The organism is Aeromonas sobria, assembly GCF_006243315.1.
Classification (GTDB): domain Bacteria; phylum Pseudomonadota; class Gammaproteobacteria; order Enterobacterales; family Aeromonadaceae; genus Aeromonas; species Aeromonas sobria_A.
In genome coordinates this window covers 74,998-98,807 of the sequence record NZ_NKWE01000017.1, presented here as the reverse complement: position 1 = coordinate 98,807, position 23,810 = coordinate 74,998, and the positions used below count along the sequence as shown (strand labels likewise).

Genomic DNA, 23,810 nt, shown 5'->3' with positions numbered 1-23,810 from the left:
CCTTGTAGTTCGAAAAGGGTGCTATCAGACGATGTTCAAAAGATTGTTCAACAGATCATCGTCATACAAATCAGCTTCAAACGAACTGATTTCAGTTGTTATTGTTTTAATGCCGCGACCCGGCCTCTCTGGTAAACTGCATTTTTCTTCACAGTCGATGGGGCTCACGTGATCGCGCAACGTGCCTTGCTGTTCCTTCGTGACTTTATGGTCATCGTCGCCTGCCTGCTGGCAGGCAAAACCGTGGCAGCCATCCTGCCTTTTGCCTTCCCCGGCAGCATCATTGGCATGCTGCTGCTGTTTGTGCTGCTCTCCCTGCAACTGATAAAGCTGCACTGGGTCGAGCAGGGAGCAGGCTTGCTGCTGCGCCACATGGGCGTGCTGTTCGTGCCGGTAGCGGTGGGGCTGGTGGCCTGGCTTGAGCCCCTGCGCCAATCCTTCGGCCTGATCATGCTCTGCATCGTGCTCGGGATCGTGCTGATCCTCGCCACCGTCGGTCGGCTCTACCAGAGGATGAACAAATGATCTTCTGGTGCGCGATCCCCCTAACCCTGACGCTCTATTTCACCACCCGCGCCCTCTATCGCCGCCTGCCCTGGCCCATCATCAATCCGGTGCTGGTGCCGACCGCGGTGATCATCGGCCTGCTGCTCTGGTTTGATCTGCCCCTTGAACAGTACGAGCGCGGCAGCAGCCCCATTACCATGCTGCTGGAACCCGCCGTGGTGGCGCTGGCGCTGCCGCTCTATCAGCAGGCACGCCAAATTCAGGCCAAGCTCAAGCCCATCCTAATCTGTACCCTCGCCTCCGTCTTGATCTCGGTGTGCACAACCCTGCTGATCGGTCACTTTATGGGCGCAGATCCGGCACTGCTGGCTTCATTGGCCACCAAATCCATCACCACCCCGCTCGCCATGAGTGTCAGCCACTCCATCGGCGGTATTCCCGCTATCGCGGCGGCTGTGGTGGTGGTGGTGGGGATTGTCGGCGCGCTGATCGGCTACCCATTGCTCAAACTGCTGAAAGTAACCGATCCGGAAGCCCAAGGTCTGGCCATGGGGGCCTGCGCCCACGCCATCGGCACCGCCACCTCCGCCGAGAAGGGGATCACCCAGGGAGCCTTTGCGTCGCTGGCCATGGTGGTGTGCGGGATCCTCACCGCTGCCGTCGCCCCCCTGCTGTTTGCCATCTATCACTGGCTGATCTGATCGTACTGCTGACCAGAAATTGACCACAGATTGACCATCTATTGACGACCCCGAGAGGCCTGCAGGCCTCTCGGGGTGCGACCTGCCGCACAATTTGCACAAGACAAACGTTTCCATTACCATCTCCCTCCGTTTGCCCGTCAGGGCGTGAGCCTGCTCACATAATTACCCGAGCTGGCTCCCTACAATGGCCGCCCAATTGGCCTTTGAGGACACACTATGCATCCCCGTTTTGCCAAGCCATTCGATACCCTCTCTGCTCCGCTCAAAGCAGCCGTACAGCCCATGCTGGATAGTGCCGACTTCAATGCCCGTTTCACCCCGGAGCAAGTCGCCACACTGAAAACCGCCACCGGGCTGGATGAGCGCGCTCTGCGTCTCGCCCTGTTGCCACTGGCTGCCGCCTGTTCGGTGGCGCCCATCTCCAAATTTTATGTCGGTGCCATCGCCTGCGGCCTGAGCGGCAGCTGGTACTTCGGCGCCAACATGGAGTTCGCGGGGCAAGGTCTGTTCCACTCGGTCCATGCCGAGCAGTCTGCCATCTCCAACGCCTGGCTGGGCGGCGAGACCGGGATCAGCGAGATCACCGTCAACTACACCCCCTGTGGCCACTGCCGTCAGTTTATGAACGAGCTGAGCACCGCCAAGATCCTCAAAGTTTCTCTGCCCGATGACTTGAGCACCCTGCAATCCTTCCTGCCCCACTCGTTCGGCCCGGCGGATCTCGATATCACGGATGCGCTGATGAGCCCGCAGGATCACGCCGAGCTAACGCTGGAGAGCGAAGACCCGCTGTGGCAAGCCGTGCTGGCCGCCGCCCGTCAAAGCTATGCCCCTTACAGCCAAGGCTATGCCGCAGTGGCGCTGCAGTTTGCCGATGGCCGTATGTTCACTGGCCGTTACGCCGAGAACGCTGCCTTCAACCCCAGCCTGCCGCCGATGCAGATGGCCTGTGCCCACGCGGTATTGGGCGGTGAAGATCTCGCCACCGTCACCCGCGCCGTGCTGCTGGAGAACAAAAACGGCCAGATCAGCCAGCGTGACTCCGCCCAGTCCACCCTCAAGGCGCTGGGCTCCGTCGAGCTTGAGTATCAGGCGGTCTAACCCCTGCTCCGCCTCGATAAACAAAAGCCCCCGCACCTTGGTGCGGGGGCTTTTTTACTAGGCGGTTTAACCGGGAACTGCCCTTGATCTTCACCGCTCTGCGCGGTTGATCACCCCTTCAAGCCGGTTGCTGATCAAACCGGCTTGAGCCGTGCGGTGAAGTGGCGCAACAGCGGCGGCTCGTAGTCAAAAGTGAGCCCGCGAATGTCGCTGGCCCGCGCTTTCACCGCGATCAGGCAGTCGGCCACATAGTCCATGTGATCCCGGGTGTAGACCCGCCGTGGAATGGTGAGGCGCAGCAGCTCAAAGTCCGCCGCTTCCTGCTTACCGGTGGCGGGATCACGCCCCAGCAGCAGGGAGCCGATCTCCACCCCGCGCACGCCCCCTTCCAGATAGAGCGCACAGGCGAGCGCATGGGCCGGGAACTGCTCGGCCGGAATATGGGGCAGCAGCTTTTTGGCATCGACAAACACCGCATGGCCGCCGGTGGGGGTCTGGATGGGGATCCCTGCCTCGACCAACCGCTCACCGAGATAAGCCACCTGACTGATGCGATAAGTGAGATACTCCTCATCCATTCCCTCCCGCAGGCCGATGGCGAGCGCCGCCATATCCCGCCCGGCGAGACCGCCATAAGTGACAAACCCCTCCATCGCCACACAGCGCACCTGCACCGCGCGGAACAGGTCAAGATCTTCCTTAAAGCAGCAGAGCCCGCCGATATTGACCAGCCCGTCCTTCTTGGCCGACATGGTGAACATGTCCCCCAGCGCAAACATTTGGCGCACTATCTCCTTGATGCTGCTCTTGGCATAAGCCGGGTCGCGCTCCTTGATAAACCAGGCGTTTTCGGCAAAGCGGGCGGCATCGATCACCACCGGAATATGGTGGCGACGGGCCAGCTCGGAGACCGCCTGCATATTGGCCATGGAGACCGGCTGGCCACCGGCGCTGTTGCAAGTGACCGTGATGATCACACCGGCCACGTTGTCGGCCCCCAGAGTCTCGATGGTGTCGGTCAGGCGACCGAGATCAAAATCTCCCTTCCAGGCATAAGGGGCCGTGGTGTCGAGGGCTTTCGGGGTGAGCAGGTTGATGGCCCGCGCGCCAGCCAACTCCACGTGGGCCTTGGTGGTGTCGAAGTGATAGTTGGAGATAAACACCGGCGCCTTGCCCTTGCAGCGCTTGACCAGTTCGGGGAAGAGGATCTGCTCCGCCCCACGCCCCTGGTGAGTCGGCATCACATGTTGATAGCCGAAAATGTCGCGCACTGCGCGCTCCAGCTCGACGAAGTTGCGGCTGCCCGCATAGGCCTCATCCCCCATCATGATGCCTGCCCACTGGCGGTCGGACATGGCACCGGTGCCGCTGTCGGTCAGCAGATCGATATAGACATCCTCGGCCAGCAGCAGGAAGGGGTTCCAGCCCGCGGCCTCGAGGGCGACGCGGCGCTCGGCACCTGTGGTCTGTTTGATGGGTTCAACCATCTTGATACGAAACGGCTCGGGTATACGACGCATATAAGGCTCCTCACCGGCGCGGGGCCAGTGCTCGTGAAAAACGGATAGGTAACGGGACCGGGGCGATCAGCGTCGTCCGGCTGGTTTTCTCGAGTGGCGGGTGCCGCCTTTCAGCGGTGAGGAAAGTCGAAGGTGAGAATGGGATCTCGGGTATACCAGTGGGCGAGCAGGCAAGCTGCCCGGGGCGTAGCTGTCATAATTGGCATCACTCCCCTCCATGTCGGTTGTAAAAAGAAGTTGGTTACCAAAAAAATGATTGCGCTGCCAACTGGCAGCTTCGCCACGTTAGCGGGGGTGGTTCGGCGACACAAGGGACATACCGGCTAGCTGTGCGCCTGCTCACAAAGTGCGCACCTGCGCGGCAAACCGGCAGTGAGGTTGATCCGCCCCCGCCTCCTGTTCGTTATCTTACCCAAGTGCACGCCACCTCACTCATCAGCCAAGGCCGGAAGCCATCATGCATCGCAAACCCCATCTGCCCGAGAAGAACTGCCCCGTCTGCCAGCGCCCCTTCAGCTGGCGGCGCAAGTGGGCACACAGCTGGGAGGAGGTGCGCTACTGCAGCGAGCGCTGTCGCCACGCTCGTCACCGCAGCCGTCAACATAATGGGGAGCAAGCCTGATGGAGCTACGCCTTGTACTCGGCGATCAGCTGAACGCCGGTCACAGCTGGTTTCGCACCCCGGATCCGGCAGTCTGCTATGTGATGGCAGAACTGCACCAAGAGACCGACTACTGCCGCCACCATCGCCAGAAGGTGCTGGCCTTCTTTGCCGCCATGCGCGCCTTCGCCGCCGCCCTCACCCAGGCGGGCCATAACGTCTGTTACCTGACCCTTGATGAGAGCGCCCGCTGGCCCGATTTGCCCACTTTGCTGGAGGCCCAGCTCATTGCCCATCAGGCCAGCAGCTTTGCCTGGCAGAGCCCGGATGAGTGGCGCCTCGCAAGCCAGTTGAAAAGCTGGGCAGCGGGCCTTGCCATGCCGACCGCCGAGGTGGAGAGCGAGCATTTTCTCACCCCCCGCGATGGCTGGCAGCGCTACCCCCACAGCCGGATGGAGTTTTTCTACCGCGCCCTGCGCAAGCAATACAAGGTGTTGCTGGATGAGGACGGCAAACCCCTTGGCGGGCGCTGGAATTTTGATGACGAGAATCGTGCCAAGCTGCCGGAGCGTCAGCCCATTCCCACCCCCCTGCTTTTTGCCAACGAGGTGAGCGAGATTGATGCCATGCTGACCCGTCACGGGGTCAAGACGCTGGGGAGCGCCGATGCCAGCAAACTGCCGTGGCCCATCAGCCGGCGCCAGAGCCGCGAGCTGCTGGAGCACTTTCTGACGCACTGCCTGCCGCACTTTGGCCGCTATCAGGATGCCCTGAGCGAGCGAGGCTGGAGTCTGTTTCACAGCCGCTTGTCGTTTTCCCTCAACAGCAAAATGCTCCACCCCCTCGAGGTGATCCGCGCCGCGCAATCCCACTGGCAGGCCAATCAGGACACCATCACCCTGGCGCAGGTGGAGGGCTTTATTCGCCAGATCCTTGGCTGGCGCGAGTTTGTCCGCGCCCTCTATTGGGAAAAAATGCCCGCCTATGGCAGCAGCAATTTTCTGGGTGCAAATCGGCCGCTGCCCAGCTTTTTCTGGAGCGGGGAGACCAGGATGGCCTGCGTGCGCCACGCCATAAGCCAGTCTTTGGAGCACGGCTACGCCCACCATATTCAGCGACTGATGGTGACTGGCAACTTTGCCCTGCTGGCGGGGATAGATCCTGACCAGGTCGATGAGTGGTATCTGGGGATCTATGTCGATGCCATCGAGTGGGTGGAGCTACCCAATACCCGCGGCATGAGTCAGTTTGCCGATGGCGGCCTGATGGGCAGCAAGCCCTACGTCAGCAGCGGCGCTTATCTCGAGCGGATGGGCCACTACTGCAAAGGGTGTCACTATCAGGTCAAGGCCCGCAGCGGTGAGGGGAGTTGCCCGTTCAACAGCCTCTATTGGCACTTTTTATGGCGCAATCGGGATAAACTTGGCAGCAATCCCCGCCTCGCCCTGCCCTATGCCAATTGGGATGGGCAACCCGAGCCACAACAACAAACCATATTGGCCAGCGCAGAACACCATTTGATCCACCTTGAGCAGCTTTAGGCGCATTAATATCCCGCCTCATTAACGCTATGGATAACCGCGACGGCCTGCTTGCGGCGCCGTGGCAATCAGCCATCAACTCACGGAAGGGTTTTGCGATCAGACAGTATGTGCATGGGGCACCGAAGCGCCCCATGCAACACACCACGTAAAGTCGGCCTCAAAAAGACCACCACACTATCAGGGGTGCTGAATGATCAGACTGTGGTTATCCAGCATGCTCTGCAGCACATCGTGAGACGAGGTAGTGGCCAGATGCCAGCTGCTCAAGTCCACATCCTTCAGGGTGATCTGCTGGGTTACCTGCCCATCCCCTGCCGGTGCCACCGAGAGACTCACATCACTGAGACCATTGCTGCCGGTCGTCACTGACGCCGAGAGGTTATTCAGCAGACTTTCGACGCTGGCTCCCGGGCCCCCCTGCAGCATGTCGGCCAGATCGATCTTGTCCCCCTGCTCCGGGTGGAAGTCGGTGATGGTATCGATCGCGGGCTGACCCTGACTCCCCTCATCACCGTGCTGCCAGACGAAGAGATCGCTGCCAGCCCCACCGGTGAGGATGTCATTACCATGACCGCCATGGAGCAGATCGTTACCCTGACCACCAAACAAGCGGTCATCACCGGAGGAGCCAAACAGCCAATCCCCCTGATCGGAACCGACCAGCTCATGGCCACTCTGGCCGTGCACCGTGATGGTATCAAGGGGCGTGCTAACGGTTGAACCGCCAACACTGGACTCGGCACTAATCCCCAGCACATGATCACCCGCGCCAAAACCGCTGAAGTAGAGCGGAACCGAGTGATCGGCCGGGATCAGCCAGTCGCCATTGCCATCGGCATGGCCGACGCTCTGGCCATGCTCATCCTGCACCTGAGCCCCACCCAGCCCACTGATGCGGATGGAGAGCTCGCCGGTTGCCGGATTGACCACGCTAGCGTTGAGACCCAGCGGGATCACAGCCCCCTGCAAGGCATGGAACGCATGCTGATCCACCGTCAGACTCGGCATATCCGGCTCGGCCGTGACCGTTATAGCCAGCTGATCGGTGTCGGTTTTCGCACCGCCAGCACCGCTGTTGCCCTGATCCGAGGTGGTGATAGTGAGATTATCCTGCCCCCAGAAATCTTTGGCCGGTTCATAGTGCAACTGGCTGGCCAGCAACTGGTTTAGATCGGCCAGCGACCCCACCAGGGAGATCTCGTTGGTACCCGCCCCCTGCACAACCACGGCGCCAGTCGCGCCAAGCAGGGTCAGCACACCATGCTCGACCCGCAGCACCATGGAGACGGGCGCACTGCCTGCATCCACATCCTTCACACTGACGCCGGAGAGCGACAGGGAGCCATCCTCCTTCACCGTCATGCTGGCAGGCAACTGATTGACCGGGGCATCGTTGACCGGCTGCACTTCGATGGCCACCACGTCGGTATCGCTCAGCGCGCCGCCGCTGCCGCTATTGCCGAGATCATTGGTCACCATGGTGAGCTGATCCTGACCATTGAAGTCCTGCTTACCCTGATAGGTCACCCCACCGGACAGCAGCGCATTGATGGCATCCAGCGGCCCGCTGAGCACCAGCGTACCGCTACCGTTGCCGGTCACCGTCACCCCGCTGCCCGCCACCAGATTGAGGGTGCCGTGCGCCACCGAGAGGCGAACCTCGATGGCGCTGCTGCCCGCATCCATATCTTTCACCTGCAAACCCTGGATGACGAAAGGCTGATCTTCCTGCGCCACCAGCGGCGCGGTTGGCAGCTGATTGACCGGCGCATCGTTGACCGGCTGCACCTCGATGGGCAGCACATCGGTATCGCTGAGTGCCCCGCCACTACCGGTATTCCCCTGATCGTTGGTGACCATGGTCAGGGCGTCACTGCCGTGGAAATTACTGTTACCCTGATAGGTCACCCCACCAGAGAGCAAGGCATTGAGAGCGGCCAGCGTGCCGGTCAGCACCAGAGAACCAGTGCCGTTGCCGACCACAGTCACCCCGCTGCCAGCTGGCAACGTCAGAGTGCCATGTTCCACCGACAGGGTGATCTTGATGGGGCTGCTGCCCGCATCCACATCTTTCACCTGCAAACCCTGAATGACGAAAGGTTGATCTTCCTGCGCGACCTGAGAGGTCGTTGGCAATACGTTAATGGGCGCATCGTTGACCGGGCTCACATCCACATGGATGGTGCCATTGACCACGGGGCCAAGGGCGCCGTTATCGAGGCTCTGAGCCGTGATCTTGAGATCCAGCGCACCGTTGGCATCATTGGTCACCAGCTCGACAGCGCCAAGCTTGCCGCCCTCGGTGGTGACCTGCCAGCGACCGCCACCCAGATCAACAACGGTCCCCGCTACGCCATTTGGCAAGCGGATCTGGGCACCATCAGGCACCCCTTCGATGGTAACCCGCACCTGCTCCGGCTTGTTCTCATGCACATTACCCGCACTACCGCCGGTTGGCTGGATATCCCGGGTCTCCAGCCCCAGATCCAGGGTGATCACATCCCCTTCGGTACCGCTCGTCTTACCCTGAATGTCGGCGATGATGGCATCCCCAACCGGCGTCACCGTGACGGTAAAGCTGCCACTGGTTTCGAGTGGAATGGTGAGCCCCTTGTCCAGGGTAAAGGCGCTCAGCGACAGCTCCACGGTGCCGCTGAAATCTGCTGGCGGGATCAGGGTCAGTTTGGAGAAATCGGTCCCCACCGGGATCTGCCAGACGCCGCCACCATTGTTGACCGCCGGAGCCGACAGGGTGAAGCCATCCGGTACCCCCTTGATCTGCAGCGCGACGATCTGCTCGGAGCCATCGTTGTCGATAAGGGCTGCGCCAAATCCGGCAAGGTTGGCCGTGCCATCTTCGCTCCCCGTGACACTGTGCACCGTGAGCTTGGCCGGATCGTTGACCGGCTTGATCTCAAATTCTGCCTGCCCGTTCCAGCTGGCTTGCGCCGTGCCGGTGGTGGCGGTATCAATGATATCGACCTTGATATCGAGCGGCACCTTGCCGCTAAAGTGCTCTTTGGGCACAAACACCAGATCTTTAAGCGCCGCCACATCGCTGACCACCAGGGTGGTCAGTTGCTGGTTACCGACCAGGAAATAGCCAAACTTGGGATCAACGGAAATGGTCACCGCCTTCACCGTCTCGAGACCGCCGTCAGCCACGCTCGGGCTGATATCAGCCAGTTTGACCGACAGGTCGAGGTGAATGTGGGTATCTTCCAGATTGTCCGGCTGACCATCCCCATTCACATCCTTGACCTGTAGCGTCAGCTCGGGCTGACCATCCTGGCCACCGTTGATATCCACTTCCGGAGTGATGGAGAGAGTGACTTGCTTCTCGACAATCTTGCTATCACCGCTGGTGGTATCGGTATTAACGACTCGCACGTTCAGATTGAGTGTGCCGGCGTAATCAGTGGGTAATCCCAGCGTCAAATTCTCCAGACCACTCAAACTGGTCGGCAATTTGATCAGGTATTCGCCATTGACGAAGTCGTAATTGAGCCCCTGCAGAGTGACTCCCGGCGGGAGCCCTGTGATGACAATGCTCACCTCATCGTGGCGACTGTCCTGGCTAGCAATTGCGATCTGCGACTTGAGCTGAGCCCCGAGATCGACAACATGATCCTCAACCCCGACCACGGCCGCAGGTTGGAAGATGATCTGGGCTGCCTTTTCATCGGTCGCGTTGGCAAAGATGAAGATTGCCGACACGGGCATTTCCCGAACCACAGGGGCACTGACATCACCGTCATCGCTGTAATCCAGAATGCGAGCACTCACCTTGAAGTCGACCCGACCGGTAAAACCATCTGGCGCCTTCAAGCTGTAATTACCAAGGTTGCCAGCAGGTACAGTCCAGTTGCCCTTGCCATCACTGATGCCGCCATTAACGACAAATCCCGGTGGTAAATCGCTGATCACCAGGTAGTCGATCCGCTCGCTACTGCTGGGATCAAGGTCATCAAAACTGAAAGCGCCAACCAAATCCACAGGCTGATCGAGGAAGCCGAACAAGAAGGGGTTGTCTATCTGCAACTCGCCATCGGGTTCAACCACCGCCTGGATATCGACGTGCAACTGACCATCAATCACCTTGTTAACCACCACAGTGGAATCCACGTCCTGCTGGGTCACTGTGACATGACTCTTGATGGTGGTATCCCGGTCGCTATCTTCTGGCGCTTTCACCAGCAGTTGGCCGCCGTTTAACAGGCTCTGCAGATCGGCATCGCTCAACTCGACGACACCCAACGTCACTGTGAGTTGATGGGTTCCGTTGCTGTCCTTCACCCACACGTCGTAGCCGGACTCGATACCTGAGAGGCTAAGGTGCGTCACCTTCTCGGCGCCATCGCTCAGCACCGGATGCCAGTCCAGCACCACAAACTGATCTTCAAGGCCATGGCTGGTCTTGTTGTAGTTGGTCGCATCGATCTCCGGCTCAACCTTGATGTGCAGGGGCACCTCAAAGCTCTTGTGATCACCATCGTTCTCGGTCACCACCACCTTGGCAATCAGGTTCAAATCCTCCGTGCTGTTATGGGGCGGCTGGATCACTAGGTTGCCTAGCCCTTTAATATCAACCTGATAGGTAGGCTTGCCATGGGCATCGAGTCCAGCAAAGGTGAGCGTCAACTCATTCCCTTTACCATCAAACACCTTGGCCCCTTCCGGCAAGCCTTCCAGCACCAGGTTGAGGGTTTCGGAGCCATCGCCCGTCGTCTCTCCTGACTCCAGTTTGAAGTCCAGCGGTGCCTTGCCATCTTCCCCTATGGTGGTGACATAGCCCCTGCCATCCTGGCTCCAGCCGGTGCTGTCCAGGTTGAAATGGGGATCATCCACCACCCCCACCAGATCCACATGCAGGTTCTGGCTGCCGGTCACCTTCTCGTTGACCACTGTATGGGTCTGGCCGTTGGCATCGGTCAGGGTGGCGGTGTCTTTCACCACCCCCTGGATGCCGAGATCGAAGTCGACGTTGCTGTCCTTCGGCGGCTCCAGCTTGAGCTCGCCGATGCGGGCATAGGGCACCTCGTAATAACCGTTCGCATCCAGGGTGACCGCCACGCCGCCGAGCCAGAGGGTGGCACCGGCGGGCAGGCCGCTGATGCGCACGAACATGCTCTCGGAGCCATCCGTGGTATCCCCCAGATGGGCGAGCACTATCTTGCTGCCCAGATCGAGCCGGGTGTCTTCCTTGCCCTGAATATCTCGCACCGTCAGCTTGGCATCGTCCGCCTGCGGATTGACATTGATCACCAGCTCAATCTTGTCTCCCTGTGCCGTACCCTGACTCGGAGCGATCGGGTTTTGCTCCGTGCTGATCGGGGTCACCGACAGTTTGATGTCACCGCTGAAATCCTTGGCCGGGACCACGGTCACCTTGTTGATGTTGCCAGCCGAGACCGTGTAGATGCCGCTGCCATTTGGCTTGAGCTCAGCACCGTTGAGCATCAAAGTTCCCTTGCCCGCTTCCAGCTTGATCTGGTAGGTCAACGTCTCGGAGTTGTCGGTGTCAGTCAGACTCGCCTTGACGTCCAGCTTGATACCTGTGCTGTCTTCATTGGTGTCATAGTGGCAAGTGGTGCTGGCTGTGTCCCACATCGGCTTGTCGGCCACACCGCGCACCGTCACAGCCAGCTCGCCCGTTACGGCCGCAGGTGCCGCACCTTCGGTGACGCCGACCTGCAGTTGCACCTGGAAGTGCAGTGGTTGACCGCCATTGCTCCAGCTCGACCAGTTGCTTGAGGGCACAAAGGTCACCCCCTGAGTGGTGTAGTGAACATTGTCACTGGTCACCATGGCCGCTGGCGGCACGATAAACCACAGGCCATCAGCCGTGGTGGTGAGGGCAACGCCGTTGTAATAGAAGGTACCATGGGCATTGGTGGGCGCCTGAATCAGGAGCTGATCCACATGCTCACCGCGATCGAAATCGCCAATATCGAGCTGCATGTCGATAGGGATACCCTGCCTCGGGTCTTGCGCCCCCTGATCCTCATTGCCAGTAGCCGCCGTGACGGTAAAGTACACCGCTTCATCCTGCAGGCTGAGGGTCAGAGTACTGTCAGCCCGGTCATAATCACCATCAACCAGATGGGCAGTCACCATCTGACTGAGCTGACTTGCGTCGTGATTGAAACCAGCGGCAGGCTTGAAGGAGTAGGAGCCATCGGCGGAGATGGTCAGGGTTCCCATCACCTGCTTGCCATCGGGGCTCATCACATCTTGTATCAAAGAGCCATTGATGGCGTACGTCTGGCCATTGATGGTGATCGACTCGACACGGGCACCATCCGCACCTTCATTAGCGGTAGGCAGCAGATCGCCGGTCACGGCACTGCTCCCCTCGCTCAGGGTATGAGCCAGCACGGAGCCGATGGGCATGTCATCCTGCACGGTCACGGTCACACTGACGTTCGGACTGCGATCGCCGTCATGATCGGTGACAAACAGCGGCACTTCGATAGCCAACTCATCCTTGCCCTGTGCACCGTGATCAAGCTGGCCGACCAGATGGACGCTGTAACTGCCGTTGACGTCTAGATGGATCCAGAAAACGGGCTTGCCACTCTCGGCAGTGGCCAGATACCAGCTGGGGCTGTGTGCCGCCAGCGTAACCTCTTTGCCACCCGACGTGAGGTGATTAGCCTGATTAAATGCAGCCACATCCAGCCCAAGGGAGGCAACCCGATCCGAACCGGCAGTGATGGTCACCTTGCCACCATTTACCTCGCCATTCTCCGCAGGAGTCGTGCCCGGATGCTGACCGTTAACGGCATCAAGATCTGACTCCTCGACCCGTACCGGCTCGATGGCGGAGATAATCGGGTTGGCACCATCGGTCACCGTGACCGTGGCCGCTCCCTGATTCTTGCTGCCATCGCTGTCGGTGATTTCGACCGGCAAGGTCAGGTTGAGTTTGTCATCAGCCCCGTGATCCAGGTTGGTGTGCACCGTCACCTGATAGCCGATATCCACACTGGTGTGAGCGGCGATGCTGGCGGGTACAGTGGGGATGGACACAGTCATCACCACCAGACCACCGCTGGTCACTGCCTGAAAGGTGTGGCCATCGGTGCCAACCGCTTTCCAGCTCAAGCTCTCGCCATTGTGGGTAATGGGCTTGCCGCTGGCATCCATGACCTGACCGGAGAGGGTCAGTCGCACATCGGTCACCGGATCCGAGTCGGCTTTGATGGTGATCTTGCCGCTGGATTGCTGATCATCCGCCGTCTGGTTATTGGCGGCGCCATCGAAGCGCCCTTCATTGAGGGTCACACCGGTCAGGGTAAGGGTCGGTTTCTCCCCTTCCCCAATCTTGATATTGAGGATGCCGCTGGTGCTGTCGTTGTTGCCACCCGCCTTGTCGTAGTCGTTGACGATCACCTTGATGGGCAGCTCGGTCACGGCGTTGCCGTTCTGATGGAGTCCCTGATAGAGGGTCACCTGATAGTCAAACCTGTTGTTGCCAGCCTGATCGAGGCTGCCAACCAGCTTGACCTCGAAAACCTCGACCCGCTGGCCATCCACCATCACATAGCCCTTGATCAGCTGGCTGCCAGGGATGGCGGGATCCCCATCAACCAGCTCGTATTTGACGCTCTGGCCGAGGGCAGTGAGGACCGGTTGCTGGTTAGCATCAGCAAAAGCCACCTCAACGACCCGATCCGACCCGGCTTGCACGTCAAAGTGGCCGGTTTGGCTCAGGCTGTTGTTGCCGGTGAGGTCCCCCTCATCCAGCGTCACCCCGGTGCCTGGGATAAAGCTCGGCGCCTTGCCATCGGCGATGGTGAGCGGCAGCGTAGTGCCAATGCGGTCGCCATCCTTGTCGGCAAGGGTGACGGCCAGCGGCAGGTTGAGTGATTCACTGCCCTTGTGATCCAGCTCGCCACTCAAAGTGACCTTGGCGGTGACGCTCCAGTTGCCGTTGTTGTCGAGCAGACTCAGCTCGGCACGCAGCACCACCTGCCCACCCGCGCTCCCGACCAACTGGCCGTTGGCGTCGAGGGAGAAGGTGACCGGGTTGCCGTGACTGGTCAGTCCGGTCAGAGTGCTCTGGATTTTGGCGATATCAAAGTCAAGAGAGTTAGGGTCGAGGGCATCGCTGCCGTGCGCGACCGAGAAACTCATGGTGCTGACGGCGGCCGCCTCACCTTGCGCCATCTCGGTGATCGTGGTGCCGCTCACGGCGGAGATGGTCGGGTTGGCACCATCACCTACCGCCACGGTAATGGTGGAGGAGACCTTATCGCCATCGCTGTCGAGCAGGGTGAAGCCCGCTTGCAGTAAGTTATTTGCACTGCCCTGATCCAGCGGTTGATGGAGGGTGAAGCTGTATTTGCCATCGTTGCCGAGGGTCAGTTCAAACACCAGCGTGCCATCGGGGGTGCGCCCCTCGATAAGATGGTCGGCCACCGTGATGGTCACGGCCTGCTTGCCCGAGGTGAACCCTTGCAGCCCCGGCTGATTGGCATCGAAGGTGATGCTGGCCAGCGGGTCGCTGCCTGCGGTGATGGCCAGATCCCCGTTAAGGGTCTGGCCCTGCTGCCAGTTGCTATCTTCGGTCAAGGTGAGGGAGACAGGGTCTACCTGCGGCAAGGCACCATCAGTAATGGTGATATTGAGGGTGCCGAGGTTGCTCTTGTCCCCGTCAAAATCGCTGCCTTGTACCTTCAGGCCGAGGTTGAGGCTGTTGGTCGCCTCCGGCTCGTCAAACACACCGGTCAGGGAGACACTGTATTTGCCATCCAGCCCGATGCTGACGGTGAGGATCGCCTTGCCCTGCCAATCCTTGACGATCAGCTGGTTGTCTTGCACCTCATAGGTTGTCGCCTTGCCCTGGCTGGTGAGCCCCGCCAGCGCCGGTTGGTTGCTGTCAAAGTTGAGGGAAACCAGACGATCGCTGCCCACCGTCACCGGCAGCTGGCCATCGATGCTCTGGTTGCCACCCTCTTGCAGCGCAACGCCTTTATCCAGACCGAGCACAGGATCTGCGCTGTCACTTACCGTGATAGTGGCGGAACCCTCATTCTTGCTGCCATCGCTGTCGGTGACTTCTACCGGCAGGGTCAGCGTCAGCTGGTTGTCGGCTCCGTGATCCAGGTTGGTGTGCACCGTCACCTGATAGCCGATATCCACACTGGTGTGGGCGGCGATGCTGGCGGGTACAGTGGGGATGGACACCGTCATCACCACCAGACCACCGCTGGTCACTGCCTGGAAAGTGTGACCATCGGTGCCAACCGCTTTCCAGCTCAAGCTCTCGCCATTGTGGGTAATGGGCTTGCCGCTGGCATCCATGACTTGACCGGAGAGGGTCAGTCGTACATCGGCCACCGGATCCGAGTCGGCTTTGATGGTGATCTTGCCGCTGGCTTGCTGATCATCCGCCGTCTGGTTATTGGCGGAGCCATCGAAGCGCCCTTCATTGAGGGTCACACCGGTCAGGGTAAGGGTCGGTTTCTCCCCTTCCCCAATCTTGATATTGAGGATGCCGCTGGTGCTGTCGTTGTTGCCACCCGCCTTGTCGTAGTCGTTGACGATCACCTTGATGGGTAGCTCGGTCACCGCATTGCCGTTCTGATGGAGTCCCTGATAGAGGGTCACCTGATAGTCAAACCCGTTCTTACCCGCCTGATTGAGGTTGCCGGAGAGAGTAACCTCGAACACCTCGACCCGCAGGCCATCCACCATCACATAACCCTTGATCAGCTGGCTACCGGGGATGGCGCTGTTGCCATCAACCAGCTCGTACTGCACCGGTTTACCCAATGCGGTCAGCGCAGGCTGTTCGTTGGCATCGGCAAACGCCACTTCGACGACCCGATCCGACCCGGCTTGCACGTCAAAGTGACCGGTTTGGCTCAGGCTGTTGTTGTCGGTGAGGTTCCCCTCATCCAGGGTTACACCGATGCCGGGGATAAAGCTCGGCGCCGTGCCGTCCGCAATGGTGAGCGGCAGCGTAGTGCCAATGCGGTCGCCATCCTTGTCGGCGAGAGTAATGGCAAGGGGCAGGTTGAGGGATTCGCTCCCCTTGTGATCCAGCTCGCCACTCAAAGTGACCTTGGCGGTGACGCTCCAGTTGCCGTTGTTGTCGACCAGAGTCAGCTCGGCACGCAGCACCACCTGCCCACCCGCGCTCCCGACCAACTGGCCGGTTGCGGGGTTGAGAGAGAAGGTGACCGGGTTGCCGTGACTGGTGAGTCCAGTCAGGGTGCTCTGGATGTTGGCGATATCAAAGCCAAGGGAGTTGGGGTCGAGGGCATCACTGCCGTGCGCCACCGAGAAACTCATGGTGCTGACGGCTGCCGCCTCACCTTGCGCCATCTCGGTGATAGTGGTGCCGGTCACGGCGGAGATGGTCGGGTTGGCGCCATCACCTACCGCCACGGTAATGGTGGAGGCAACCTTATCGCCATCGCTGTCGAGCAGGGTGAAGCCCGCCTTGAGCAGGCTGTCGGCACTGCCCTGATCCAGCGGTTGATGGAGGGTGAAACTGTATTTGCCATCGTTACCGAGGGTCAGCTCAAACACCAGCGTGCCATCGGGGGTACGCCCCTCGATCAGGTGATCGGCCACCGTGATGGTCACGGCCTGCTTGCCCGAGGTAAACCCTTGCAGCCCCGGCTGACTGGCATCAAAAGTAATGCTGGCCAGCGGATCGCTGCCTGCGGTGATGGCCAGATCCCCGTTAAGGGTCTGGCCCTGCTGCCAGTTGCTATCTTCGGTCAGGGTGACCGAAACAGCATTAACCTGCGGCAAGGCACCGTCGGTAATGGTGATATTGAGGGTGCCGAGGTTGCTCTTGTCGCCGTCAAAATCGCTGCCCTGCACCTTAAGACCAAGATCGAGGCGATCGGTGGTAGTCGGCTCATCAAACACGCCGGTCAGGGAGACACTGTATTTGCCATCCAGCCCGATGCTGACGGTGAGGATCGCCTTGCCCTGCCAATCCTTGACGATCAGCTGGTTGTCTTGCACCTCATAGGTTGTCGCCTTGCCCTGGCTGGTGAGCCCCGCCAGCGCCGGTTGGTTGCTGTCAAAGTTGAGGGAAACCAGACGATCGCTGCCCACCGTCACCGGCAGCTGGCCATCGATGCTCTGGTTGCCCCCCTCTTGCAGGGCGACCCCATTGTCGATGCCCAATGCGGGATCACTGCCATCATTGACGGTCAGCGTCAGGTTGGCGCTGGTGCTGTCGCCATCGATCTCTTTGGCGCTAACCTGCAAACCAAGGGAAAACTTATCGCTGCCCTTATGATCCAGCGGCCCGGTGAGGGTGACAACCACCCGGCCAGCCAGATCGCTGCCCTGCTGCTCAGCCTTCAGCTCGGCGCGCAGCACCTCTACCCGTTTGCCACTGCCATCCAGGTAGTAACCCAACAGGGTGCGATCACCGGCAAATTCGAACGTCAGCGGATGGCCATCACTACCCAGCCCAGCACTGTTGAGGGTGGCCAGGGTCAGGCTCTGGTTACTGAACACCAGCGAATCTACCAGCAGGGGATCGGCGGTGTGTTTGACCACAAAACTGCTCTCGCCCACCACGGTGGCGCCGTTGGTAAAGGCATCTTCAGTCAGGGGAATGGCCGGGATCTCGAAGCTGGGCGGATTGCTGTCCACCAGATTGATCACCAGCGGCGCCTTCACCAGATCGCCGTCACTATCGCGATATTCGAGGTTGAACGGCAGGCGCAATGCATCCTGACCGTGATCCAGACTCTGGCTCCAGACGATGCGGTAGCTGCCTTCATTGTTAAGGGTCAGGGTGAAGACAGTCGCCCCACCGGCGGTAGCGGTCAGAGTCTGACCGTTGATGGAGTAACCAAGGGGCGCGCCATGGCTGACGAGTCCCAGCCCTTCCAACGCACTCTGATCAGCGGCGAACCGGACTTGCAGATTGCCATCCTGACCGGCACCGGTGTTGAGGCTACCGATGGCGGTCACCGGGCCATCGGCCAACCCGGCTTCGGAGAGCGTCAGGGTCTCGCTCTGACCGATCAGCGGCGCACCATCGTTGGCACTGTTGCCAGCCAGATCGGTGACGCTGGCACGCACTTCAAAGGATTGATTGATACCGGAGAGATCAAGGCCGCTCACCTGCCAGCGGCCATCGGCCCCCACCAGTGCCGAGGTGGTCAGCAGCGGCTGGCCATTGCTGTCGACCAGAGTGATGGTGACGCTCTGACCCGCTTCCACATTACTGGTGGTGCCGCTCAGGGTGGCGCTGCTGTTGCCAAACAGGACAGCGGCATCGAGATCATCGATGTCGATGAAGGCCTGGGTATCGACATTGATAACGAGGGTATCGCTGGCGCGGTTGCCAGCAATATCCACAGAATTAACCTGAAATTGGTACTGGCCATCGGCCAGGGTTTGCGGCAGCTGATATTGCCAGTTACCGGCTGCATCCACCGTCAGGACGGTGAGCACGCTGCCGCCAAGGCTCAGGGTCACGGTGGCGCCGGGCTCCCCCTTCCCTTGCAGCAGCGGGGTATTGTCGCGGGTCAGATCATCGATCTGGCTGGCGCCGGTGTCGCTCTCATCGGCGAGATCGAGGGTAATGGTGGTGATGGTATCTAGCAGAGTCTGTCCGGTATCGCTGGCGTTGTTGCCCGCCAGATCCTGGGTGTTGGCCACAATCTGCAACGGGCCATCCACCAGCTTGCCGATCACATCGCCAAAATTGGCTTCCCACACCAGGCCGGGCAGCACCACTGTCGTCACCGTCAGTGAATTGCCCGCCTGATCGATAAGGGTCACAGTGACTGGCTGGCCTACCTCCACATCATCCACCACACCACGAATGATGACACCAGCCGCTTCATCGGCGTTGATAATGTTGTCGCTGGTTTGGGGCTCGGTGATGGTGATGGAGGCAAAGAAATCACGCTCTTCGGAAAACAGCAGCTCATCGCCAACAGGTTGCACCGCATGATCGGTATCAAAACCAGCCTCGGCCAAGGTGGCATCATTGGTACGATCGACCACCACAAATCCACCCGAGCTGGAACCGGCTACACCACCGATATTGCCCGCGGCTGCAGCTGCGTTACCGGCGGCGGTTTCCTGGAACAATTCGGTCGGGTCAATACCCTGACGGATCGCCTCCTGCAACGAGGCCAGTTCCGGATCGGCCGGTTGCCCATCAGCAGCAGGTGTGGCGGGCTCAGGTTTGGCGGCCATATCTTGTTCGCCTGCGAGATCACTGCCCGGCTCGGCTAGTTGAAAATGGCCCCCTTGGGCAGCTTGCAGGCGATCCCCCGGCTGCAATGCCATCCCCACCGTTGCTCGTATGACAGATCCATCTGCACTGATGACAAACACGGAGCCCTCGAGTTGGGAGATCACCGTGGACTTTTCAATTTGCAACTCTGCCATACAACCTCCAGCAACAACCAAACCATTAACATCAGCATCTAAAGAATGCTCATCTGTTCAAGAACCATACCTCATCTGACAACGTTGGTCTTTTCACAATTTTCGATAGAGATCGCGCTAAAAGGGCCATTACCTGCTGTTTTGTGCATCCAGCAAGGGCGCCAAGAAAAGAATAGCTTCATACAGAGCCAAACATTCTCGCTGCAACGCTGGCCCCGGCGTTGTTGTTATGACCAATTCTGTCGTTTGGCGAAAAATTCCCTCGTTGATGTGCGTAAGTGATACTTTAATGATTACTAAATAGCTGCAAACCCCTGAGCTGATGGGCTCACTTGTTGGGTACCCCACCACCTGGCTGGGGTCAGCCTATGGCCCCCTCGTCAAAATGAACGCGAACACCACCTGGGTAGCGAACCATCCCTCATCTGCCAACTCACGCCATGCAACGCCTTGAGTTCTCATAAATTTCAATCCAGATCTCATTTCAGCTTTTTTCCCGTCTCAACAATTGATCTGACGCAACTCTGCTTCTGATAAAACAACATTGAATTTACCTGTTTGATAAATTCAGCGTGAGTAATCAGGTACTGCAAGGTCAGTGTCACCACCAACGGCATGTCTGCCCTCCCCCACGGGGATAAAGTCCACACGACAAGATGGATCGGGTCAGACCGGACAAAAAAACATTTATCTGGGAGTGATAAACGTGGGTTCACAAAACAGGCATTCCAAACTGGGCCTCACCGCCCTGTTGCTGACCAGCTGGCTTGGCACCAGCGGCTGGGCACTGGCTGATGACGCAACCACCAAGGGCAAGATCGAGGCGCGCAGCGAGCTGTTCGCCAAGGATCACGCCGATCAGTTCACCAGCTGGCAAGCCACCAGCGAAAGCAAGGAGCGTACCGACGCGCTGGCGGAAGATCCCAATATGGTGGTGCTGTGGGGCGGTTACCCCTTCGCCAAGGATTACAACAAGCCGCGGGGCCACTTCTATGCGCTGACCGATGTGCGCGAAACCCTGCGTACCGGCGCCCCCAAGACAGCCGAAGATGGCCCGCTGCCGATGGCCTGCTGGAGCTGCAAAGGCCCGGATGTGGCCCGCGTCATCGACGAGAAGGGTGAGGATGGCTACTTCAAGGGGATGTGGGCCAAGGGCGGGCCGGAAGTAGTCAACACCATCGGCTGCGCCGACTGCCACGACACCGCCTCGAAAGAGTTCAAGGAGGGCAAACCTGCCCTGCACCTCTCCCGTCCCTATGCCGATCGGGCCATGACCGCCATCGGCAAGCCGTTCAAGGAGCAGGGGCGCTTTGATCAGCAGTCCCAGGTGTGCGGCCAGTGCCACGTGGAGTACTACTTCAGTGGCCCCACCAAGGCGGTGAAATTCCCCTGGGACAAGGGCACCAGCGTCGAGCAGATGGAAGCCTACTATGACGAACTGGGCTTCGCCGACTGGACGCACGCCCTCTCCAAAACACCGATGCTGAAAGCCCAGCACCCCGAGTACGAAACCTGGCGCGCCGGCATTCACGGCCAGAACAACGTCGCCTGTGTCGATTGCCATATGCCCAAGGTGCAGAACGAGCAGGGCAAGGTCTACACGGATCACAAAGTGGGGAACCCCTTCGATCGTTTCGAGCAGACCTGCCGCAACTGCCACACCCAGAGCAAGGAGATGCTGCAAGGGATCGTCAAGCAGCGCAAAGAGGCGGTGATCGAGACCAAGCTGAAAGTCGAGAAACAGCTGGTTCACACCCACTTTGAAGCCAAGGCGGCCTGGGATGCCGGTGCCACCGAGGCCGAGATGAAGGATATCCTGCAAGACATCCGTCACGCCCAGTGGCGCTGGGACTATGCCATCGCCTCCCACGGGGTGCAGATGCACGCCCCTGAAGTGGCGCTCAAGGTGCTCGGCAGCGCGCTGGACAAGGCTGCCGACGCCCGCACCAAGCTGGCGCGCCTGTTGGCTGCAAAGGGAATAACCCACGAGATCGCCATTCCCGACATCTCCACCAAGGAGAAAGCGCAAGCGGCCCTTGGCATGGATATGAAGCAGTTCAACAGCGACAAGGCCCAGTTCCTCAAGACCACGGTCCCCGCCTGGGATGCCGAGGCCAAAGCGGCCGGACGGCTGGCACAGTAACGGCGCCTGCGGGCCCGGCCAGACCAGGCCCGCAGCGGATGGAGGCTTCCTATGGGTGATTTAACGATGGATTTTTTACGACTGATGCTGATGGCAGCCATGTTGCTCACCAGCCTGCAGGGTCAGGCGGCAGAGCCGGCAGCTGCCCCTGTTCCAGCTACACATGAGGTGGAATTTTTACGCAATCCCGACAAGGCCTGTACCGACTGTCACAAGGAGCAGAGCGAGGGGATGCACGGCAAGCATGGTCAGGCGACCAATCCCAACAACCTGGCACCTGTCACCTGCACCAACTGCCACGGCCAGCCCTCCCCCCAGCACCGGGAAGGGGTCAAGGATGTGATGCGCTTCAGCCACAGCCTGAAGGATAAAGAGAGCATCAAGCTTTATCCCATCAGCGAGCAGAATGGAGTCTGCATGAGCTGCCACGAGCCCAAACCACTGCGCGAGGCGCTCTGGGCCCACGACGTGCACGCCACCAAGCTCACCTGCACCAGCTGCCACCAGTTGCATCCGGCCAAGGAGCCCATGGTGGCGATCCCGGAAAAATCCCGCATCAAGCTCTGCATCGACTGCCACAGCAAGCAACATGAGGCCAGCAAGGCCCGGCAGGAGCAGTCCAAACCGGCTACCGGCAAGGAGGCATCATGAGCTGCTCTCGCCGTGACTTTATGGCGGGCATGGGCGCGGGGGCCCTTATCATGATGACGGGGCCGACTCGTTCACTTGCTACCCCCCTCGCCCACAGCCAGACCATCGACGGGATCCGCTATGGCATGATCCACGACGAGACGGCCTGCATCGGCTGCACCGCCTGCATGGACGCCTGCCGAGAGGTCAACAAGGTGCCGGAAGGGGTCTCGCGCCTCGAGATCACCCGTTCAGGCCCTATCGGTGAATTCCCTGATGCCGAGTACCGCTTCTTTCGCAAATCGTGCCAGCACTGCGACAACGCCCCCTGCGTGCACGTCTGCCCGACCGGTGCCTCCCATATCCGCAAGGAGGATGGCATCGTCGATGTCGACGCGGCTCTCTGCGTCGGCTGCATGTATTGCCTCGCCGCCTGCCCCTATCAGGTGCGCTTTATCAACCCGGTCACCCGGGTGGCAGACAAGTGCGACTTTTGCCGCAAGACCAACCTGGCGGCGGGCAAGGAGCCGGCGTGCGTGGAATCCTGCCCCACCAAGGCGCTGGTGTTCGGCAATCTGGATGATCCGGACAGCCCCATCGCCCAACGGCTGGTGAAGGAGACCACCTATCGCTACAAGCAGGCACTCGGCACCTCACCCAAGATGTACCGCGTGCCCAAAGGGGAGATAACGTCATGACCATGCAAGCGGCATTTCACTTCCCCTCTCTGGTGTGGGACTGGCCCATCGCTATCTATCTCTTTCTGCTCGGCATCTCTGCGGGGGCCACCACCCTCTCGGTGCTATTGCGCCGCAAGGGGGCTGGCAGCGAGAGCGGCATCATCAAGGCGACAGCCATTCTGGCGCCGGCGAGCGTGGTGCTGGGGTTACTGATCCTTATCTTCCATCTGGCCCGCCCCTGGACCTTCTGGAAGCTGATGTTTCACTACCAGTTCGACTCCGTGATGTCGATGGGGGTCATGCTGTTCCAGCTCTATATGGCGGTGCTGTTCGCCTGGCTGGCGGTGGTGTTTCGCTCCGAGATCGAGACCCTGCGCAGCCGGTTGCTGAAAGAGAAGTTCGCCTTTGTGGATGGACTGATCGCCCTGTTGGCACGAGTTGAAACCTTGCTGGCACCGCTGTTGCTGCTGCTCGCCGTGCTGCTGGGGGCCTACACCGGCTTTCTGCTCTCGGCGCTCAAGACCTATCCGCTATTGAACAACCCGGTGCTACCGGTGCTGTTTCTGGTCTCGGGCATCAGCTCCGGCATTGCCGCCACCATCTTGCTGGCGGTGACGATCTTCAAGGAGAACCACCACAGCCAGGGGGTGAGCTTTGTCCACCGCTTCGAGCGGCCACTGCTGGCGGTGGAGGTGCTGCTGCTGATCTGCTTCTTTACCGGCCTCTACTTTGGTGGCGGCCAGAAAGAGGTGGCGATGTGGGCTGCCATCGGCAGCGGTTTCTGGGCTCAGGTGTTCTGGGTCGGGGTGGTGGGGATCGGCATGCTGCTGCCCCAGCTGCTGGCCCTGTTGACCCCGGCACCCCTGCGGGAGCGAAACGGCCATCTGGTGCTGGTCTGCAGCCTGACCCTGGTGGGGATCCTGCTGCTGCGCTACTTCGTGCTTTATGCCGGCCAGATGACGGTCGTATAACAACCCGTTCACGCTCCTGC

General features: G+C 59.9%; 11 protein-coding genes. 9 read left to right on the top strand and 2 right to left on the bottom strand.

Annotation, left to right across the window (positions count from 1 at the left end; all coding sequences use genetic code 11):
* Nucleotides 1-168 precede the first annotated feature (168 nt).
* From CF137_RS04345 to cdd, 3 genes are all read left to right on the top strand, one after another.
* A complete protein-coding gene (locus CF137_RS04345; protein ID WP_042023702.1) occupies nt 169-525 on the top strand; it encodes a CidA/LrgA family protein in 357 nt (118 codons plus the stop codon).
* The gene (locus tag CF137_RS04340; RefSeq protein WP_139718148.1) at nt 522-1,208 is read left to right on the top strand and encodes an LrgB family protein; all 687 of its coding nucleotides are present in this window, start codon (nt 522-524) and stop codon (nt 1,206-1,208) included. Before CF137_RS04345 ends, CF137_RS04340 begins: the two co-directional genes overlap by 4 nt.
* 219 nt (nt 1,209-1,427) lie before the next feature.
* Nucleotides 1,428-2,312, top strand: coding sequence for a cytidine deaminase (cdd, locus tag CF137_RS04335; RefSeq protein WP_139718147.1), 885 nt, complete (start codon nt 1,428-1,430; stop codon nt 2,310-2,312).
* Between the two features lie 134 nt (nt 2,313-2,446).
* Here cdd and CF137_RS04330 read toward each other — a convergent pair whose 3' ends face one another.
* Complete coding sequence (locus CF137_RS04330; protein ID WP_139718146.1) at nt 2,447-3,832, bottom strand: tryptophanase; 1,386 nt, start codon at nt 3,830-3,832, stop codon at nt 2,447-2,449.
* Nucleotides 3,833-4,289: 457 nt separating this feature from the next.
* Between CF137_RS04330 and CF137_RS04325 the strand changes: the two genes are divergently transcribed.
* On the top strand, nt 4,290-4,454 hold the full coding sequence (locus CF137_RS04325; RefSeq protein ID WP_139718145.1) for a DUF2256 domain-containing protein: 165 nt from the start codon (nt 4,290-4,292) through the stop codon (nt 4,452-4,454).
* A complete protein-coding gene (locus tag CF137_RS04320) occupies nt 4,454-5,974 on the top strand; it encodes a cryptochrome/photolyase family protein (protein WP_139718144.1) in 1,521 nt (506 codons plus the stop codon). The genes CF137_RS04325 and CF137_RS04320 overlap by 1 nt, the downstream gene beginning before the upstream one ends.
* A 180-nt stretch (nt 5,975-6,154) precedes the next feature.
* On the opposite strand, the gene CF137_RS04315 is transcribed toward CF137_RS04320, so the two are convergent.
* On the bottom strand, nt 6,155-19,366 hold the full coding sequence (locus tag CF137_RS04315; RefSeq protein WP_139718143.1) for a retention module-containing protein: 13,212 nt from the start codon (nt 19,364-19,366) through the stop codon (nt 6,155-6,157).
* Between the two features lie 700 nt (nt 19,367-20,066).
* On the opposite strand from CF137_RS04315, the gene nrfA reads away from it, so the two are divergent.
* The 4 genes from nrfA to nrfD are packed head-to-tail and all read left to right on the top strand — an operon-like array spanning nt 20,067 to nt 23,790.
* The gene (gene nrfA / locus CF137_RS04310) at nt 20,067-21,509 is read left to right on the top strand and encodes an ammonia-forming nitrite reductase cytochrome c552 subunit (RefSeq protein WP_139718181.1); all 1,443 of its coding nucleotides are present in this window, start codon (nt 20,067-20,069) and stop codon (nt 21,507-21,509) included.
* A gap of 51 nt (nt 21,510-21,560) precedes the next feature.
* A complete protein-coding gene (gene nrfB / locus CF137_RS04305; protein WP_139718142.1) occupies nt 21,561-22,160 on the top strand; it encodes a cytochrome c nitrite reductase pentaheme subunit in 600 nt (199 codons plus the stop codon).
* A complete protein-coding gene (nrfC, locus tag CF137_RS04300) occupies nt 22,157-22,837 on the top strand; it encodes a cytochrome c nitrite reductase Fe-S protein (protein ID WP_139718141.1) in 681 nt (226 codons plus the stop codon). Before nrfB ends, nrfC begins: the two co-directional genes overlap by 4 nt.
* Entirely contained in the window at nt 22,834-23,790 is a 957-nt protein-coding gene (gene nrfD / locus CF137_RS04295; protein WP_139718140.1) for a cytochrome c nitrite reductase subunit NrfD, read from the top strand. The genes nrfC and nrfD overlap by 4 nt, the downstream gene beginning before the upstream one ends.
* Nucleotides 23,791-23,810: the final 20 nt, after the last annotated feature.